This window comes from Algoriphagus terrigena DSM 22685, assembly GCF_000429445.1.
Taxonomy (GTDB): domain Bacteria; phylum Bacteroidota; class Bacteroidia; order Cytophagales; family Cyclobacteriaceae; genus Algoriphagus; species Algoriphagus terrigena.
The window spans coordinates 119,334-136,655 of record NZ_AUBW01000020.1; the positions used below are offsets into that span (position 1 = coordinate 119,334).

The 17,322-nt window shown below is 46.6% G+C and carries 18 protein-coding genes; 8 read left to right on the forward strand and 10 right to left on the reverse strand.

Going from position 1 to position 17,322, the window contains the following annotated elements; all coding sequences use genetic code 11:
• Positions 1–15 precede the first annotated feature (15 nt).
• Positions 16–624 carry a class I SAM-dependent methyltransferase gene (locus tag G459_RS0118095; protein ID WP_026968909.1) on the forward strand — a complete coding sequence of 203 codons (609 nt, stop codon included), beginning with the start codon at positions 16–18 and terminating at the stop codon, positions 622–624.
• Here G459_RS0118095 and G459_RS0118100 read toward each other — a convergent pair.
• The 4 genes from G459_RS0118100 to G459_RS0118115 all read right to left on the reverse strand — a co-directional run bounded on the left by G459_RS0118100 (position 613) and on the right by G459_RS0118115 (position 4,600).
• Positions 613–1,491, reverse strand: coding sequence for a helix-turn-helix domain-containing protein (locus G459_RS0118100; protein WP_026968910.1), 879 nt, complete (start codon positions 1,489–1,491; stop codon positions 613–615). The two genes, G459_RS0118095 and G459_RS0118100, sit on opposite strands and share 12 nt — an antisense overlap.
• 58 nt (positions 1,492–1,549) lie before the next feature.
• Positions 1,550–1,942 carry a DUF983 domain-containing protein gene (locus G459_RS0118105; protein ID WP_026968911.1) on the reverse strand — a complete coding sequence of 131 codons (393 nt, stop codon included), beginning with the start codon at positions 1,940–1,942 and terminating at the stop codon, positions 1,550–1,552.
• Positions 1,943–2,032: 90 nt separating this feature from the next.
• Positions 2,033–3,397 carry a neutral/alkaline non-lysosomal ceramidase N-terminal domain-containing protein gene (locus G459_RS0118110; RefSeq protein WP_051315294.1) on the reverse strand — a complete coding sequence of 455 codons (1,365 nt, stop codon included), beginning with the start codon at positions 3,395–3,397 and terminating at the stop codon, positions 2,033–2,035.
• Between the two features lie 39 nt (positions 3,398–3,436).
• Positions 3,437–4,600 (reverse strand): AIR synthase related protein, encoded by a 1,164-nt coding sequence (locus G459_RS0118115; RefSeq protein WP_026968913.1) that lies wholly within the window; start codon positions 4,598–4,600, stop codon positions 3,437–3,439.
• Between the two features lie 174 nt (positions 4,601–4,774).
• Between G459_RS0118115 and G459_RS0118120 the strand changes: the two genes are divergently transcribed.
• Entirely contained in the window at positions 4,775–4,981 is a 207-nt protein-coding gene (locus G459_RS0118120; RefSeq protein ID WP_026968914.1) for a type II toxin-antitoxin system VapB family antitoxin, read from the forward strand.
• Positions 4,965–5,357, forward strand: coding sequence for a type II toxin-antitoxin system VapC family toxin (gene vapC / locus G459_RS0118125; RefSeq protein ID WP_026968915.1), 393 nt, complete (start codon positions 4,965–4,967; stop codon positions 5,355–5,357). Before G459_RS0118120 ends, vapC begins: the two co-directional genes overlap by 17 nt.
• Before the next feature lie 130 nt (positions 5,358–5,487).
• On the opposite strand, the gene G459_RS0118130 is transcribed toward vapC, so the two are convergent.
• Positions 5,488–6,822: a M24 family metallopeptidase gene (locus G459_RS0118130; protein ID WP_026968916.1), complete on the reverse strand. Its 1,335-nt coding sequence runs from the start codon at positions 6,820–6,822 to the stop codon at positions 5,488–5,490.
• A 175-nt stretch (positions 6,823–6,997) separates the two neighbouring features.
• Between G459_RS0118130 and bshA the strand changes: the two genes are divergently transcribed.
• The 4 genes from bshA to htpG all read left to right on the forward strand — a co-directional run bounded on the left by bshA (position 6,998) and on the right by htpG (position 11,887).
• Positions 6,998–8,134, forward strand: coding sequence for an N-acetyl-alpha-D-glucosaminyl L-malate synthase BshA (gene bshA, locus G459_RS0118140; protein WP_026968918.1), 1,137 nt, complete (start codon positions 6,998–7,000; stop codon positions 8,132–8,134).
• A gap of 120 nt (positions 8,135–8,254) precedes the next feature.
• A complete protein-coding gene (locus G459_RS0118145) occupies positions 8,255–8,881 on the forward strand; it encodes a sterol desaturase family protein (protein ID WP_026968919.1) in 627 nt (208 codons plus the stop codon).
• Positions 8,882–8,998: 117 nt separating this feature from the next.
• Positions 8,999–9,820: an NAD(P)H-binding protein gene (locus tag G459_RS0118150; protein ID WP_026968920.1), complete on the forward strand. Its 822-nt coding sequence runs from the start codon at positions 8,999–9,001 to the stop codon at positions 9,818–9,820.
• A gap of 180 nt (positions 9,821–10,000) precedes the next feature.
• Positions 10,001–11,887, forward strand: coding sequence for a molecular chaperone HtpG (gene htpG, locus G459_RS0118160; protein WP_026968921.1), 1,887 nt, complete (start codon positions 10,001–10,003; stop codon positions 11,885–11,887).
• Positions 11,888–12,163: 276 nt separating this feature from the next.
• Here htpG and G459_RS0118165 read toward each other — a convergent pair whose 3' ends face one another.
• The 4 genes from G459_RS0118165 to G459_RS0118185 form a co-directional block, all read right to left on the reverse strand.
• Positions 12,164–12,784 carry a C39 family peptidase gene (locus tag G459_RS0118165; RefSeq protein WP_084454568.1) on the reverse strand — a complete coding sequence of 207 codons (621 nt, stop codon included), beginning with the start codon at positions 12,782–12,784 and terminating at the stop codon, positions 12,164–12,166.
• A gap of 49 nt (positions 12,785–12,833) precedes the next feature.
• Positions 12,834–13,370, reverse strand: a complete 537-nt coding sequence (locus G459_RS0118175) for a hypothetical protein (RefSeq protein WP_157373373.1) — start codon at positions 13,368–13,370, stop codon at positions 12,834–12,836.
• An 86-nt stretch (positions 13,371–13,456) separates the two neighbouring features.
• Positions 13,457–13,933 (reverse strand): response regulator transcription factor, encoded by a 477-nt coding sequence (locus G459_RS0118180; RefSeq protein WP_026968924.1) that lies wholly within the window; start codon positions 13,931–13,933, stop codon positions 13,457–13,459.
• Positions 13,934–14,343: 410 nt separating this feature from the next.
• Positions 14,344–14,799, reverse strand: a complete 456-nt coding sequence (locus G459_RS0118185; protein WP_026968925.1) for a hypothetical protein — start codon at positions 14,797–14,799, stop codon at positions 14,344–14,346.
• Positions 14,800–15,103: 304 nt separating this feature from the next.
• Between G459_RS0118185 and G459_RS29095 the strand changes: the two genes are divergently transcribed.
• On the forward strand, positions 15,104–15,907 hold the full coding sequence (locus G459_RS29095; RefSeq protein WP_051315295.1) for a LytR/AlgR family response regulator transcription factor: 804 nt from the start codon (positions 15,104–15,106) through the stop codon (positions 15,905–15,907).
• Positions 15,908–16,229: 322 nt separating this feature from the next.
• Here the strand turns inward: G459_RS29095 and G459_RS0118200 are convergent, their stop codons facing one another.
• A complete protein-coding gene (locus G459_RS0118200; RefSeq protein ID WP_026966501.1) occupies positions 16,230–17,177 on the reverse strand; it encodes an IS256 family transposase, variant Zn-binding type in 948 nt (315 codons plus the stop codon).
• Positions 17,178–17,322: the final 145 nt, after the last annotated feature.

The window sequence follows — 17,322 nt, forward strand, 5'->3', positions numbered from 1 at the left end:
CCTCAATTTTAACTGATGTCAGACGCATATGGTTTTCTCGCGCCGATTTACCAGCCGCTTTCCACTCTGGTTTTTGGGGGGGATTTAGTCGCGGCTAACTCGGTTTTTTCGGCTTTGGCTGCGGGGAAGATATCCCTGATTATCGGTGGTGGCGATGCGGTGGCCTACAGCGACTGGGACGAAAGCTTTTCCGGAGAATATTGGGATACGTCACTCAAGATGACAGAATTAGCCAAGCATAATCTGGAGAGAAGCAAGGTCAGAGTGAACTGTGGAAGCTGGCCTGGGGTCGGGAAATTTGATGTAATTTTGTTGCCCTTTGTCTTGGATACGCTGCCTGGTCGGGAGATTGAAAAATTAATTGGTCAGATCGCTGATTCGCTAAATCCTGGAGGGAAGGTGATTCTTTCGGATTTCTTTTCGCCAAAGACTTTTCCCCAACGTGTACTGCAAGGGCTGATGATTACCGGATTTCGCGTTTTTGCGGAGCATCTCCGAACCGATTTGCCTGACTTCGAGCGTTTTTTTGAGGGGAAGAGCTGGAGACTCTTGGAGGAGCAAACTTGGAGAAAAGGTTGGATTCGCGCTCGGGTTTACGGGCGAATGGACGATTCAGCGTACTGATTTTCTGAACCGCTCCGGTGTGGTGGCGATTTTCTTCCGAAAAAGCCGGGTAAAATAAGAAGGGTCGTCAAATCCCAGCTGAGCGGCAATTTCCGCGACGGTGGCGTCGGAATAGGTGAGCAAGCGCTGGGATTCCAAGATGACCCGGTCGAGCAAGAGCTCCGAGATGGTTTTTCCTACCGAGGTTTTGGTCAGGCGGTTGAGCTGCTTTAGGCTTAGGCTGAGTTGATCGGCATAGAAGGAGGCGTGACGGTTAGTCCGAAAATGAGCTTCGATCGCTGCTTCGAGCAGTTTAAACCGATCCTCAGTCGGCAACATCCCTTGCCCCAATCCATGGGTAGCTTGATAGATTCGTCCGAGTTTTACCAATAGAATCTCGGTATAGCTCCGTAGCACTTCCTTTTTCGACTGGCCGGAGCTTTCGGTTTCTTTTTCTATTTCGGAGAAATAAAAGTCGATTTCACGGCTTTGGTCAGATTGCAGATTCAACAAGGAAGGATGGCTAGAAGAAGCGAAAAACGGAAAGGAAGCGAGATTTTTCGCAGGAAATCCAAAGCTGTAAAACTGCGTGCTGAAAAATAAAATGTGACCTTCTGAATCCGCCGAGAGCCGCCAGGAGTGAACCTGTCCCGGATGGAGAAAAAAGACAGTTCCGGGAGCCACTATGTATTCTTTGAAATCAATCGAGTGAGTACCCGATCCCGCGGTGATAAGGAGGACAATGTAAAAATCGTGCTTGTGAGGCTTCTGGATAAACTTATGCTTTTCCAGATGATGGGCAAATTTGGAATAATAGAACGTAGCCGAGTCGAATCGCTCAGGTTCAAAATCCGGGATTTGATAGACGGGCAGGCTTTCCTTGGTCATGGCCCAAAGTGGCCAATTCTGAAAAAAAATGCAACTCGTAGAAGCGAGGCGACCTTTTTTAAGTGAGATTTTGTGTAGCCGCTTTTTGGAAAGGGACAAAGATTGCGATCCAGATCGACCGACTCAGACGAAAGGTGAGCGGAAGGAAGACGATCACCGTCAATCCCATCAAAATCAACACGGTGCTCAGGCTATAATCTTCGACCAAGAGTGCCAATAACATCCAGACAGCGATGAAAAATGCGGTATTTAATCCGTAGCTGACGAACATGGCGCCAAAATAGAAACCGGGTTCCGGTTCAAAGCTTTGTCCGCAGCCCGCGCAGTGGGTATTCATCTGGTGGAACTTCAGGGGATTCAGCAAAGTCCCTTTTGGGAACATGCTGCTTTTTCGGCATTTTGGACACTTGCAGGTCAATACACTGGACAGAAGAGAGGGGGTGCTTTCCATAGGTCTGGACTTTGTGCGAAATTACTATTTCGGCCGCTGGCGTCTTAGGACTCAACTGACTTTCAACAGGACAAATCTGACCCGATCCGGTTAGTTCGCCTTTTCGATCGTATGCCTGATCAGGTTGTCGAAGTAGGTGCCGTTTCCGGGACCAAACCAGTTCATCTCGCGGACTTCATGGAAGTGTTCGTCATAGAGTTCGTCCGGCGTGATGTAGCCGATATAGCCTCCGTTGAAGGTTGTTACGATCAGTTGGAGGTTATGTTGTTTGGCCAGGCGTTCCCATTCCTCGTAGAAAACCCCGGAAAGTTCGCCGCTAGAGGCGATCATCAGCAGATTCCCAATCTGGGTGATGTCGAGGTGCGGATTGGTTTCTCCTAATAAATAGTTGAACAGCCAAGGGCGGATTCTCAGGTCGTCGGAGATCCTGAGGTGTGGCTCGCGCAGGCTCATTTCAAGACGGGAATAAGCGATTCTTGGATTTTTTAACGTTGCAAATTGGCTCATCCTGAGCCAAATGGCAGAGTCTAGGCTGGCGGAGTATTCCAGGATTTTTTCCGGTGTATTTCCGGGGGCAAGCGGACGATGACTGCCGACTGTGCCTGCGGCAAAAAGTGCGAAATCATATTCTCTGGCTTCCAAAGCTCGGTTCAGATACTTGGGATAATCGCCCGACAGACCCATAAATTTCGAATTCAGCGAAGTCGCATGAGCGGAATAGGTGTAGAAAGTAGCCTTTTTCCCGTCTTTTTTAGTGAAGATAAGCTGTCGGACAAATGGGTCAATCGGGCCATTCTGGATGAAGCGATTTGCGACGTACTTGCCCGCATCCACTTTGCGAAAGGTCAGAGAAACCGTGTCCTGAGAAGAAATAGCGGTTTGGAGTGCGGAAATACTTTCACCCACGAGAAGGTCGACGATGGATTGATCAAAGCCTCCGAAAGCCATCTCGCCCAAAGGTCCGGGCATGTAGCCTCCCATACCAGAATGGGTATGTGTGCCTGTGAATATCAGTTGGTCGGGGGTGATTCCGGCGTCAGCAATTCCCTTTTCGACCGCCTTGGCAAGAGCTGGATGGACGATCAGCAGTTCAAAATTCAGCCAGGCGATCCGCGTCTTTCCGTTTGTGAGTGTGATGGCTTTGACATAGCTGCTGTCCTGGACAAACTCGTAAAGACCGCGTGGTTTATAGCCAACCAACTCGACGGGATGATCGGGCGTGACGTTTGCTATACCCCAGCCAGCCAGCCAAAAATCCCCTTCAGAACCCTGCCAGGGTGTGTTTTCTAATCTTTCGAAAGTCTCTCTATAAAAATCCTGCGTCTCGATCGGACTTCGGTCGACCCGGGTGATGAGCACGAGTGCGATCAGCGCTAAAACAAGAAAAGCCCCCAAGGTGATCTGGAGGGCTTTTTTAAGGCTTTTGGATAAGAATGACCGGCTAGCTTTTTCCATTAATTAATATCAATTGCAAAGGCTCAATAAGCAAATCTCTCAATATTCGAACGTCCCGTGAGGGCTTTGGATCGTTACTTTTTTGCCTTCATTCGGCTCTACGCGGCCGATGATTTGGGCTTCGACTCCATAGGACTCGGCGATATCGATGATCTCCTCGGCATAGCGCTCGTCGAGGTAGATTTCCATCCGGTGGCCCATGTTGAAGACCTTATACATTTCCTTCCAGTCAGTACCGCTTTCCTCCTGAATGATTCTGAACAAAGGCGGCGTTTCGAAGAGATTGTCCTTGATCACATGGACGTTGTCTACGAAATGGAGCACTTTGGTCTGCGCCCCGCCGCTGCAATGCACGAGTCCGTGAACATGCGGGCGCATATAATTGAGTACATCAACCATGATTGGCGCGTAGGTTCGGGTTGGGGATAGAACCAGTTTGCCCATATTCACCGAAGTGCCGGGAGCTGCGTCGGTCAGGTTGTATTTGCCGCTGTAAACCAAGCTTTCCGGAACGGCCGGGTCGAAGCTTTCAGGATATTTTGTTTTCAGCACTTTGTTGAAAACATCATGTCTGGCCGAAGTCAGACCGTTACTCCCCATGCCGCCGTTGTAGGCCGTTTCATAGTTGGCTTGGCCAAATGAAGAAAGGCCGACGATCACATCGCCGCCCTGAATCTTGTCGTTGGAGATGACCTCGTCACGGCGCATCCGGCAGGTCACCGTGCTGTCTACGATGATGGTCCGGACCAGATCTCCCACATCGGCAGTCTCTCCGCCAGTCAGCACGACGTTGACGCCGTTGTCACGGAGCATCTGTAGTACTTCCTCCGTTCCCTGAATGATCGCAGAGATCACTTCGCCGGGCACGAGGTTTTTGTTTCTTCCGATCGTGGAGGAAACGAGGATATTATTGATCGCACCTACGCAGAGCAGGTCGTCGGTATTCATGATGATCGCATCCTGAGCGATGCCTTTCCAGACACTCAGGTCACCGGTTTCTTTCCAGTATAGATAGGCCAAGGAAGATTTTGTGCCCGCCCCGTCAGCATGCATGATGTTGCAGAATTCCGGGTCATTGCCCAGTGTGTCTTCTACGATCTTGCAAAATGCCTGTGGAAAAAGGCCTTTGTCCAGTTTGGAAATGGCGTTGTGGACGTCTTCTTTGGATGCGGAAACTCCGCGCTGCATGTAGCGCTCGTTCATGGCGGGGGAAAGATTTGGTTGCGGCAAAGGTAGCCAATTGAAAAATTGTAAGATTGAAAAATTTAAAAATTGTAAGGGCTAGCTGGTCGGGGTAATAGGGTGAAGTTTAAGTTCAAAAGTACTCTCTGTAAACCTTTTATTCGTCGAATGTGTATATTTATGAAAAGCATACACATGAGAACCAATATTGATATAGACGAAGACTTGATCAAGGAGGCGATGAAACTGACCGGGATCACGACCAAGAAAGCTGCTGTGGAAGAAGCATTGAAGCAGATGGTTTCCTTAAAAAAGCAATCTCGACTTAGGGATCTAAGAGGAAAATTGAAGTGGGAAGGAAATTTGGACGAAATGCGAGAAGGTCGTGACTTTGGTAGATAGTTCCGTCTGGATTGATTACTTCAACGGGGTGGAAACGATCCAAACTGAATTTCTGAATAATGGAATTGGGCTCTCCAGTTTTGGAATCGGAGATCTGATTTATGGAGAAGTCATGCAAGGATTTAGAGCTGATGCAGATTTCAAGATAGCGCAAGATTTTTTTGAAGATATCCCGGTTCTTCTATTAATAGATAAAGAGCTGGCTCTAAGATCCGCTCAGAATTATCGATTTCTCAGGAAAAAAGGAATTACTGTCCGTAAAACCATCGATTCCTACATTGCCACCTACTGCATTGAGAAAAACTTGACTCTCCTGCACTCCGACAGGGACTTTGAGCCGTTTGTGGCTCATTTGGGATTGAAATCGATTTTTTGAAAGCCTGGCTCTAAGTGAAAAGCGAGGATTGATCTTCTTCTTCACCTCGTAAATCGTAATTCACAAGTCCTTTTAACGGAGAAAGGCCCCTAAAAAAGGCCTTTCCCAAAGGTCAGAATAAACTTCTCTTTCACTTTTTCCCTACCAAGATTAACTCCTCTTGCGGTGTGATTAGGTAATTGGCTCCGGCCTCGGTCACCACCGCCATCTCTTCCACAGAGATTGTTTTTTCGGTCCCGTCAGCCTGTTTCCAGCAGTGGAAGCCATCAAAGGCGAAGACCATCCCTGCTTTAAGGAGCTTTTGCGCGGCTGGTCTGGGGATGGCGATTCTTGCTCCACCGAGGTTTGGCCCTACGTCATGAGCAACATAACCGACAGGATGCCCGGTGCTCCAAGGTACGTACAGTGAGCCCGCGGCGTCCATGAGGTCCCGCTGAGCGCGGTCTACATCTTCGCCTTTTACACCGGGTTTCATGGCAGCAAGCGCCGCTCTGCTTCCGTCTTTTCCGCTTTCCCAGTATTGCTGGATATCAGCGGGGGCTGTGACTTCTCCGTCTTTTAGGACATATGCAAATCGCTGGATGTCGCTCACCCAGATACCGTAGAGTTTTACTCCAAAGTCGGTCTGGATTACGTCTCCAGGCATGATAACCTTTTCCGTGGCGTGTGAGTGACCTCGATCCGGGCCGGAGTTGACGTTTGGATTCTGATCGGGATGCCAAGCGTCTGTTACTCCATACTCTGCCATCTTGGCTTTGAGAAACTTGGCGACGTCCGCATCTGTCGTCTTGCCTGGCTCGATCATCCCATAAGCCTCTACCTGAAAATCAGCTGCCAATTGAGCTGCTTTGGTCAATATCTCGACTTCTTGGGGGAGCTTGACCGACAGCCATTCGTAGACCAGTTCGTCGGAGGAGACCAGCTTAGAGGCATCTGGCCCAAGCAGGTTTGACAATTCGGAATATTGGCTATGCGTCAGGCCGTCTGCCATTTCGTTGGCTTCAGAGCTATTGATGGCGATGGATTTGAATCCCTTTTCCCGGATAAAATCAACTGCTTTGCTTAGCGCTGATTCGCCTCTCGGCACCCGTTCTACTTTTTCGTGAATGTCCAACTCGTCCAGTGCGGTGGCTTCCCCATCAGGAGAAAACACCAGCGAATGGAAACCGCTTTCGTCCAAGTAGAATAGGAAAGCCGCTGTCCCGCTGGCATTTTCACCCCCTACATGCGGCGCGAGTGGATCATTGTAATTTTCCCGGCAGACGACCAACCAGCTGTCCACGTTGGCATTTTTCAATGCATCCGGCAGAAGTTGAATGATGCGCATCTTGCGGATTTCTGGCCAGGGGTTTTCTCCCCAGAGGTTTTGAGAGCTAATCTCCTCCGTCTTTGGAGCGGATTTTTCTGCAGGCTGGCAAGCAACTAGAAAGGCGATTAGTCCACAGCGCAGGTAAAGTTTTCTCATAAGGTATTTTTAAATGGCGGCCTAAAATACTCCAAAATCGGAATCAAAAAACAGCTGTCTGCCATCTCAATTGGCTGAAAATCAGCGACGGGAGGAAAAAAACGTATATTTTGAACAAATTCGCATCGAAAGCGTGTTAAAAAAAGCAAATCCGTAAAGCGCCGATCGGCATCCAATGAAAATAGGAATCGTTTGTTATCCCACCTTTGGTGGAAGTGGGGTCGTAGCCACCGAGTTGGGTAAAGGCCTGGCGAAAGTTGGACACGAGGTACATTTCATCACTTACAAGCAGCCCATGAGGCTCGATTTTTTCAGCGAAAATCTATTTTATCACGAGGTGGATATCAAGAGCTATCCGCTGTTTGAGTTTGCTCCCTATGAGTTGGCGCTGGCCAGTAAGATGGTGAGCGTGGTGAAATATGAGAAACTTGATCTGCTCCACGTGCACTACGCCATCCCACACGCATCTTCGGCATACATGGCCAAGCAGATTCTTCGGACCCAAGGCATTGAGATTCCCGTAGTGACGACACTCCACGGCACCGATATTACGCTGGTGGGCAAAGATCCCAGCTACGAGCCTGTCGTTACTTTTTCGATCAATGAATCCGATGGCGTAACAGCGGTATCGGCGGACTTGAGAACAGAGACCTATGAGCATTTCGATATCAAACGGGAGATCGAAGTGATCCCCAACTTCATTGATCTGGAGCGATTCAAAAAGCAACGAAAAGACCACTTCAAAAAAGCAATTTGCCCAAATGACGAGAAATTGTTGGTTCACACGTCCAACTTCCGAAAAGTAAAACGGGTGGAGGATGTGATTCAAGTGTTTTATGAAGTGAGAAAGACCATGCCGGCAAAACTGCTGCTGGTTGGGGATGGACCGGAGCGTGATCGCATGGAGCGACTTTGCCGTACTTTGGGTGTTTGTGATGACGTTCGCTTTTTGGGAAAACTTGAGGCTGTAGAAGAGGTGCTTTCGGTGGCAGATTTGTTTTTGATGCCGTCGGAAAAGGAAAGTTTCGGCCTGGCAGCTCTGGAAGCGATGGCCTGTGAAGTTCCTGTTTTGTCTTCCAATGCAGGAGGAATTCCGGAGTTGAACTTGGATGGCGTGACGGGTTTCGTCTGCAACATCGGAGATGTGGAGGATTTGACTGCCAAAGCAAAGATAATCTTGGCGGAGGAAAACCTTCAGGGATTCAAAGAGCGGGCGCTTGCCAGAGCAAAAGAGTTTGACATTCACCAAATCCTGCCCATGTATGAATCGTATTATAAGAAGACGATCGATACCGTGATGAGTGGAGTTTGATAATTATTGATGTAAATCACTTTTTACCATCCACCCAAAACTCAAAATATCTTACCTTTGTGCCAAGTAGAGCTGATGAGAAAGTACTTTTCATCTGCTTTCCTAACCTACTATTTAGCTATGAAAAAGATTGGAAGATTGGACAAGCCCGATAACTTCGGATCGGCCAAGATGTTTTCTAATCCTCTTTTAGAGAAGATTTCCAGAACAAACATTTTGGTGCCTATCACAATGTTTTTTGTGATATCCTCGGTTTCCTTCTACTATGCCGTCACTACGACTGAGATTGATTTAGGAGTGGGGATTCCGATTGCGTTGATTGGTCTTTTCGTGTTCACTTTCGTGGAATACATGATGCACAAGCATTTTTTCCACATGGCGCCGGATACACCGATCAAGGATAAGTTGCAGTACACGGTTCATGGGGTTCACCATGATTATCCAAAAGACAAGGATCGTCTGGCCATGCCGCCTTTTGTAAGCGCGGCCTATGCGGCTATTTTCTACCTAATATTTCGGTTGATTATGGGTGACTATGCCTTGTATTTTCTGCCGGGATTTTTGATCGGCTATGCGGGCTATTTGGGAGTGCATTTCATTGTACACGCTTACAACCCACCAAAAAACTTCTTCAAAATCCTGTGGGTCAACCATGCGATCCACCACTACAAAGATCCGGACGTATCCTTCGGGGTGAGTTCGCCGTTGTGGGATTTCCTTTTGGGCACCTTGCCAAAGAAAGACTAACAAAGCTTTCGCACGTAACTCAAACCCTTCAAGAGTTCAAGACTCTTGAAGGGTTTTTTAATGAATTTTATCCCAGTAATCAGTTTCTTCGTGACGTTCTGGCAAATCAATATTTGAATGAAAACTGTTTCCATCATCGGTTTGGGTTGGATCGGGACACCGACGGCTCACCTATTAAAAGATAGATTTGATGTAAAAGGCACTACGACCACTTCCGAAAAACAGGAAAAACTCCTGTCAGAGGGAATCGGCGCGGTCCGCTTTTCGCTCAGTCCCCACCCGGAAGGCGATGGATTTAATGCCCTTTTTCAATCCGAAATAGTGATCGTCAACATCCCTCCGCGATCCCGGACTGGTGGCGGCGCGTTTCATCTCGAGCAGATCAAGTTTCTGAAAAGCCTCCTGGACAATTCTCCCGTCAAAAAGGTGATCTTCGTGTCAAGCACCGGAGTATATCCCAACGAAAATATTGAAGGGAAATACGCCGAAGACTTCCCCCTCACACTTGCCAATACTGGACATGACACCATCTTCAGAGCGGAGCAGATGCTTGAAAATGATCGCAACTACGACCTCACTATTGTGCGGTTCGGAGGGCTATTGGGAGATGATCGGATTCCGCTTCGCTATTTCACCGGCAAGGACAATGTAGCTGGACACACCCGCGTCAACTTTATCCATCGCAGCGATGCTGCCAAGATGCTGGCTTGGATCGTGGAAAAGGAGCTTTGGAACCAAACCTTTAACGGCGTCGCTCCTCTGCATCCACTTCGCCGGGAGCTTTATGAAAAGATATCATCGGCTACCGGAATTGCTCCCCCCGCCAGCTACCAGAATGAGCCTGAGGGAAATGACAGACTGATTTCTTCGGAAGAAATCTTGGCAACTGGCTTTGAGTTTGGGCTTCCCGATCCGCTCGACTTTACCTATACAGTCTAGCCACGAAATCGCCAAGACTAGATTACGAACTTTAAAAGAGAAGTAATTTTTGAGTCTTTGTGCCTTCGTGGCACTAAAGCGTTTTTCAAAAATGTCAACTTGTCACTTTTTCCCGATTGGAACAGGCATTGATACGCCTCCTTTGTAAAATTTTGTAACCATTTTAACTGATTCATAACCATGCAGGAAAAAGGCACGATCTCGATCCATACCGAGAACATTTTCCCTATCATCAAGAAGTTCCTCTATTCTGACCACGAGATTTTCCTTCGCGAACTCGTCTCGAACGCGGTCGATGCGACCCAGAAGATCAAGCGTCTGGCGACTTTAGGACAATACCAGGGCGAGCTTGGGGACTTGACGGTAGAGGTCTCTTTCGATGAGAAAAAGAAGACTATCACCATCTCTGACAAAGGTCTCGGTATGACTGCTGAGGAGATCAAAAAGTACATCAACCAAGTGGCTTTCTCCGGGGCTGAGGAATTCGTGGAGAAATTCAAGGATGCCAAAGATGCCAATGAAATCATCGGAAAGTTTGGTTTGGGATTCTATTCCGCCTTTATGGTCGCCAAAAATGTGGAAATCCACACACTTTCCTACCAAGACGGAGCAGAGCCAGCTATCTGGACTTGCGATGGCAGCACTGAGTTTGAGATCAAAAAGGGCAAGAAGAAAACCCGCGGTACAGACATCATCCTGCACGTCAACGAAGATTCTGAGGAATTTCTCGACAAGTGGAAGCTTCAGGGCATCTTGGACAAATACGCCAAGTTCCTTCCCGTTCCGATCAAGTTTGGCACCAAGTCAGAGTCTGTAGAAGACGGCGTGGATGACAAAGGCGACAAAAAGTGGAAATCTGTCGAAATCGACAACATCATCAATACCACGGCTCCGATCTGGACCAAGTCTCCGAGCGAACTGACAGACGAGGATTATCTCAAGTTCTACAAGGAACTCTATCCGATGTCCGAAGATCCATTGTTCTGGATTCACCTCAACGTGGACTATCCGTTCAACTTGACCGGCGTGCTGTATTTCCCGAAGGTCAAAAACGAATTCGAACTTCAGCGAAACAAGATCAAGCTATACAGCCGTCAGGTGTTTATCACCGACGAGGTGAAAGATATCGTGCCGGAATTTTTGATGCTCCTACACGGGGTGATCGATTCTCCTGACATTCCACTCAACGTGTCCCGAAGCTTCCTACAAGCCGACGGCAACGTGAAGAAGATCAACAACTACATCACCAAGAAGGTGGCGGACAAGCTGGCAGAGCTTTACAAAAAGGACAGAAAAGCCTACGAGGAGAAGTGGAGCGATATCGGTCTTTTTGTGAAGTACGGCATGATCTCCGAGGAGAAGTTTTACGAAAAAGGTAAGGACTTCACCTTGCTGAAAAATACCAAGGGAGAGTTTTATACTTTGGATGAATACCGTGAGAAGGTAAAACCGCTGCAGACGGACAAAAACGATCAGACCGTATTTCTTTATTCCACCGATCTCAACAAGCAGGATAGCTTCATCGAGTCGGCTAACAAGAAAGATTACGACGTGCTGGTATTGGACTCACCGATCGACAGTCACTTTATACAGCATATCGAGACCAAGCTGGAGAAAACGCAGCTCAAGCGTGTCGACTCTGACGTGGCTGAGAAGCTGATCCAAAAAGACGACACGTATGCGAATCTCTTGACCGAAGATCAGAGCAAGTCGGTGAAGGAGCTTTTCGAGAAGGCCATCAACAATAAGTCCTATACGGTAGAGGTCGAAGGCCTGAGTCCCGAGGAACTTCCGGTGACCATCACCATGGAAGAGTGGATGCGAAGAATGAAAGACATGGCGCAGACTGGCGGCGGACCGATGAGCTTCTACGGAAGCCTACCGGACAGCTACAAGGTCGCGATCAACGGCAACCATCCTGTTGTGGACAAGATCCTGAAGGCAGATGGCGAAGAAGCGCAGACCAAAGTTGCCAAGCAGGCTTTTGATCTGGCTTTGCTTTCCCAAGGCTTGCTAACTGGCAAGGACCTGACTGCCTTTGTGAGGAGAAGCGTGGAGATGTTGTGATACTTTTTAGCCTTCGAGGTTTTTCAAAACCTCGAAGGCTAAAATTAACAAATTTTGTGTGGCGTTCTGGACGTTTTTGAACATGTTTTTTTTTACGGAGTTCAGCCTTCCCGTGTATTCTGATTACCTTTTATCAGAGTGACAGTAGGTAGGGCTTCATGAAATGGCGACATTATAGGCAACTATTATTTGATTCTTTTAAAGACAAAGTAGACAAAGATAAAGTAGAGAATTCCCAATTGTGTTTAGGAGCTATTGCATCCCGTTTTTGCAGTGTCACTGTATTCTGATGTACCAATGAGCTTGCATTAGTACTGCAATGTTTTGTCCTAGATATTCTACTCTACCATTATTGTAAATGTTTTGTTCACTAGGCCAAGGGTCTCTTACTACAATTGATTCGATGATAGGCCCATAGGCAGATGGAGTATAGCTACAAGCCGTTACAACGACTGCATGACCGGAATTTGGGCCAGATTGATAACCAATAAGTACCGGCCTCTGTGCCGATAATTCTTGTACTAAATATAATGGAGTTGGAGCTCCCAAATTCAATGTTGCACCTACAGCGTAGTTTCTACCTGAATTGTCGACACTCCAATTGTTTAAGTTCGCTGTTATCACTTGAAGGCTGCCAGTCCAATTTGGCAATTGTCCATATGGATCTACACCATAACTCCTTGCAACTATTTGTTCTTGGGTTATCCTAATTCCATAATAATTAAAAATCATTTGTAATGAAGCGGCCCAGCACCAATTTGAATTTCGTTGGCTTGAAGCAAAATAGTTGAAGTTGTCACTACGTATCCCCACATAAGCAGTTTGTTGACCCAGTGCATTTTGTATAATGCATAAACTTAGCGTTAAGGCTAAAATTAGATTTGCTGATTTCTTCATGTCAGTTTTTATCTAGTTTTCGATATTCTTGTCTTAAACGGAAGGTGACTTAAGGCACTTGAATAACATTTGAGAGCAAGATGCGAACACCGACGTCAACTCTGACAGGGGTTTGGGCTACTTGAGAAACAAAAATAGCTTCACCCGGGGCTATTCTTATTATTGATCCTTGATAGCTCCAGGCGTTAAGGCCTGTAGCACCTAATCCTTGAATCAGGTAATCGAATCTGAGTGCTACCGGAGCGCTGCTTGTTATAGTAGCCGTAATTGGTCCGCCATTCGTTTGACTACATTGAAAGTGGTAGGCAGAGTAGTCGTGGGTGAACCTAAAATTGGCAACCGGAGCGCCATTTGATAGAACTGTATTTACACTGTTGATATAAGTAGCTTGCGTCGGCGAACAAGATATACAACTTCCATCGTCGACATTCGCTAGATTGTTGAAATTTGGTGAGGTTGGATTCGTGCAACCTCTAATCTCTTCGTCTTCGCAATTCCCGAAAAGACAGCAGGACGTTGCCAAAAAACTAATAGTGAGATAAATAAAAAAGAATTTTAAATGTGCGGCAAAAGTCGTCGTTTTCATACCCATGTAAAATTAAAGTCCAAACTAAAGTTACCCTCTTTTATGTTGAATGGTTGCCAGGGTACAGGTTGAAAAAAGGTTGATTTTTAGGTTGTTGCGACCGTTTTGGTGGAGTCCAAGATGTGAAAAGTTTCCTTCCTGGATTTGACGCCCAATTTTTTGTAGATATGATTGATGTGGGATTTAAGCGTGCTGTGCTCGATGAAAAGTTCCGAACAAATCTCTTTGTTGCTTCTCTTTTCTTTGATCAGAGAAAGCACTTTCATCTCTTTTGTTGAAAGTAGTTGCAGTTTGTCGGTAGGGTTAGTCCGAATCGGTACCTGGCTTAGGCCATCCACTCTACGTTTAAATCGCAGATATTCCAGCCAAATCCAAGCGAAAGAGATGGGATAGGGGATTGACACAAGGCAAATAAAGCAGATGGTCGACGGTGTCCACTGTAGACTTTTGTTTACTTCAATGAGAAATATGGAAATGCCTCCGGTAAGGAAGACCCCTAAAACGGTAAGGAGCAGGGTTTGAAACCTGAAGTAATTTTGTGGATGGAATGCCAGCGATCTCATAAAAAGAAATAGGTTAAAAATTTAAAAAAAATCTTTAGGCAGTTGCATTAATTGAAAAGCAGTTGGATTTTAAAATTAAAGAATACCTTTTGGGATCTACGGATACAAAATACGATAAAAAGTATCCTTGAGTCAAAAAACTGTATAAAAAAATTAGGTATTCGGATAATACCTCTTAGTTTTAAAAGGAAATGATCCCGAAGGCATACCTATGGTTTGGTAGATGGTAGTTTTGAGGCTGTCTCATAAATACCGAATGTCACATTGAGCGAGGTCGAAAGTGTAGCCCAGATTACTGGAAATGGCCTTCGACTGCGCTCAGGCTGACACAGTATCTCTTTTGAGACAGCCTCTTTTGCTTTTTAGCCTTGTCTGTGAGTGAAGACACCCGACGGGGCGACCTTACATACCTACTTCAGGGAAGCCAGCAATTCTCCGCCGGGCAATTCCTTTGCTTTGTAGTAGATGCTGATCTGATGGTCGGCGTGGGCTTGTTCTAATTGACGCAGTTCAGCCACGGATACTTTCATCGGCTTGTTTTCGGCGCTGTTGTTGACAAAAGCCCATTCTTTGAGCTCATGGCCTTTCTCATCTTTGAGGACGATGGTCCGGTCGCTGCCTGAGCCGCTCTTGATGGTGCAGTGGTTGTACTTGATCCAGAGCAGATCTTCGGGTGCTGCTTTGTCCAGCTGAAGTGTGCGCAGGTTGAGTGGCTGATTGATGTACTGCTTTAGGATCAGTTTATCGTTGAGATAGATTTCATAGCCGTCCAGCCCGAGTTTGGGGGAAAAGGACATAGTCGCCAGGCCGATTACGATTGCCAGCATCGCGCTGGTCAAAGCGGTTTTTGCATTTGGTGTTTTCATGGTGTAATTGGTTAAAGTGAATAAATGGAGTTGAGAATTTTTTAAATTGAAGAGAAAGTTGTTTTAACCTGTTGATGTCAAGTAGGTTGAGACAGGTCGTCGGGCTTTTCCTCCGGTAAGTCTACGGCAATGTCCGGCTAATAGAGTGGGTTAAACCCGGAAAGTAGACCAAGCGCCGGGATATTAGATATCCGAGAATTCTCCGCGCAGGCGCCTTTGGTCTATAATCGGTGCAGTTGGTCTATTCGATGTGTACTTGATCGAATATTGTCCGTAATTGATTCTTAAAATCATTGACTTAAAAATGTCCAACAGCACTTCAATCAAACAGCCCGTCTCTGCCAAGATTTTGCATCTGCTATTTTGGACGATCGTCACGTTGATTTTCATCTACGATCGCAGGTATCTCATTCAAAAGTTTCAGTTACCGGAGCATTTCATCGCTTGCGTGACGATCAGGATGGGTTTGTTGATCTCGCTGGTGTATTTGCACCTGAACGTGCTGGTCCCGCGATTTTTCAAAAAAAGATCCTATGTTAAATACACAGCTTTGCTTTTGCTGTCGCTAGGAATCTATGTGAGCCTTCAAAATCTATATGACATTTACCTCTATGGCTATGTGATCGGCGATGTGCGGAGCCGAAGTTTTTTTGGAGCATTCTCTTACAATTTCTTGACAACTCTGTGGTATTTGGCGCTCACCGCGGGGCTCAAGTTTGGTCTTGATAAGTATTTTGAAAAGTCCAAAGCCGACGAATCGAACTTGCCTCCGAATCCTCCGATGTCGGATCCTCAGGAGAAAAGCATCTTGCTAAAAACAGGCACCAAACAAATCATGACCGACCTCGACACCGTCACCCATGTCAAGGGGCTGAAGGACTACTCGATCATCTATACCACCGCTGAACAGATCATCGTCAAGGGATCGTTGAAAAACGCAGAGATCCTACTCGGCGACAAAAAGTTGGTTCGGGTTCATAAGTCCTATTTGGTAGCGCTAGACCGGATCAAGACGATTCAAAACAATCAGATCATCCTGGAAAATCACGCGATCCCGATTGGCAGATCTTATAAAAAGGAACTCTTCCAGCTCTTGGTCCCATCTTAAAATTGCCTCAAAGAATACCAGGGGGGTGGAAAGAACATTGGATTTGACTTTTTTCGGAGGAGAAAGCTAAAAATTGACAATAAAAAAGTCCGGCTCGAAAGGCCGGACTTTATTTTTCGTGTCTTAAGTCAAATTATTTGGTAATGTGGTCAAAAATAGTTGGTGACTTTGGTTGGAAAATTTCTTAAAATGTCGGGCAGGTTTGAAGAGGACGTGAGCTCTGCTGAGGAGCAACTTACCAGCAATAGAATCTGCCAAGTGGAATGAAGGGGCTTCGTTTTTCGGAGCCCTTTTTTCACGCTTCATTCTTCTTGTTCCATGGCTAAGAAAACCCTTTCCTTCTGGCATTTTTGAAGTATAGATACCACCTCAGAAAGCTTTTTCTGTTTCCTGTTGAGAGGCCTCTGTGAATGTTCAAATTGGTTTTCAAATGTCCGAAAAATGACTCCAGGCCATTGGTTGATTTTGGAATTTTCGGATTGTCCAGGTAAGCAAAGAGGTTCGGCAACGCACTTTTTAATACAGAAAAGGAACGTCTCAACAGTTTGTGTTTATACCAAAACTTGCCCGTCAGGGGATTGACCGTTTTCTCATGAACAAACTGATGGTGTCTGCCATCCCATTGGGCGAGTTCGAGAAGCCAATAGCTGAGCTGTTGCTTGGTCTGGATCAGGTGTAGTGTAGACACAATTCTTCGAAGCTCCTGCCCGGGAATGCTTTTAGGCCTACTGAAAAGCCATATTCTGCACATCCGCTGTACATGGATCACGCATCGCTGAAGGGTGACTTGGGGGCAAACTTTGCGGATTGCCCGGAGCAATGCCCGATGTCCATCGCAGGTAATAGACTCGATCTGCACTCCAAGGAGCAGTAGATTTTCCAGGTCTTCTTTGAGCTCTTCGTATCGTTCTGCATCACTGAACCGATAGAGCTGGGTGAATTTGACGGTGTGGTCCCGATACAAAATCAAGCAAAGATCTCCGGTAAAATACGTGCCGTCAATGAGCAGATTTACCCGCTCGGAGGGGTAAACCGACAGCATCGGGGGCTCCCTCAAATAGCTTTTAAAAAGCCGTTGAACAGTGCTCTTGCTCAGGCCGGTCTCTAGGACCAACTGCTCAAAGGTGCGCTTTCCAACGACCCATTTTTCAAACCAAACAAACTGGTTGGATTTGGCTGCCGAAGGGTTGGAACCTGTGAAGAAAATGCCGCAATTTTTACACTTATACCGCTGCTTGCCAGCCTGTTTTCCCCACTTGATGGAGTCCAGAAACCCACAGGCCCAACACCGCTTTTTTTGAAGTTTTCATGAAACAAAAAAACCTTATTGAAACCAGTTTCAATAAGGTGTCTGTAATAATCTTACTGTCAGTAATTTAGAAGGTGTTTTACCAACTATTTTTGACCATTAGACC

Coding starts and splice junctions, on each gene's coding strand:
- G459_RS0118095 (WP_026968909.1), top strand. CDS start 16: ATGTCAGACGCATATGGTTTTCTCGCGCCGATTTACCAGCCGCTTTCC.
- G459_RS0118100 (WP_026968910.1), bottom strand. CDS start 1,491: ATGACCAAGGAAAGCCTGCCCGTCTATCAAATCCCGGATTTTGAACCT.
- G459_RS0118105 (WP_026968911.1), bottom strand. CDS start 1,942: ATGGAAAGCACCCCCTCTCTTCTGTCCAGTGTATTGACCTGCAAGTGT.
- G459_RS0118110 (WP_051315294.1), bottom strand. CDS start 3,397: ATGGAAAAAGCTAGCCGGTCATTCTTATCCAAAAGCCTTAAAAAAGCC.
- G459_RS0118115 (WP_026968913.1), bottom strand. CDS start 4,600: ATGAACGAGCGCTACATGCAGCGCGGAGTTTCCGCATCCAAAGAAGAC.
- G459_RS0118120 (WP_026968914.1), top strand. CDS start 4,775: ATGAGAACCAATATTGATATAGACGAAGACTTGATCAAGGAGGCGATG.
- G459_RS0118130 (WP_026968916.1), bottom strand. CDS start 6,822: ATGAGAAAACTTTACCTGCGCTGTGGACTAATCGCCTTTCTAGTTGCT.
- bshA (WP_026968918.1), top strand. CDS start 6,998: ATGAAAATAGGAATCGTTTGTTATCCCACCTTTGGTGGAAGTGGGGTC.
- G459_RS0118145 (WP_026968919.1), top strand. CDS start 8,255: ATGAAAAAGATTGGAAGATTGGACAAGCCCGATAACTTCGGATCGGCC.
- G459_RS0118150 (WP_026968920.1), top strand. CDS start 8,999: ATGAAAACTGTTTCCATCATCGGTTTGGGTTGGATCGGGACACCGACG.
- htpG (WP_026968921.1), top strand. CDS start 10,001: ATGCAGGAAAAAGGCACGATCTCGATCCATACCGAGAACATTTTCCCT.
- G459_RS0118165 (WP_084454568.1), bottom strand. CDS start 12,784: ATGAAGAAATCAGCAAATCTAATTTTAGCCTTAACGCTAAGTTTATGC.
- G459_RS0118175 (WP_157373373.1), bottom strand. CDS start 13,370: ATGAAAACGACGACTTTTGCCGCACATTTAAAATTCTTTTTTATTTAT.
- G459_RS0118180 (WP_026968924.1), bottom strand. CDS start 13,933: ATGAGATCGCTGGCATTCCATCCACAAAATTACTTCAGGTTTCAAACC.
- G459_RS0118185 (WP_026968925.1), bottom strand. CDS start 14,799: ATGAAAACACCAAATGCAAAAACCGCTTTGACCAGCGCGATGCTGGCA.
- G459_RS29095 (WP_051315295.1), top strand. CDS start 15,104: ATGTCCAACAGCACTTCAATCAAACAGCCCGTCTCTGCCAAGATTTTG.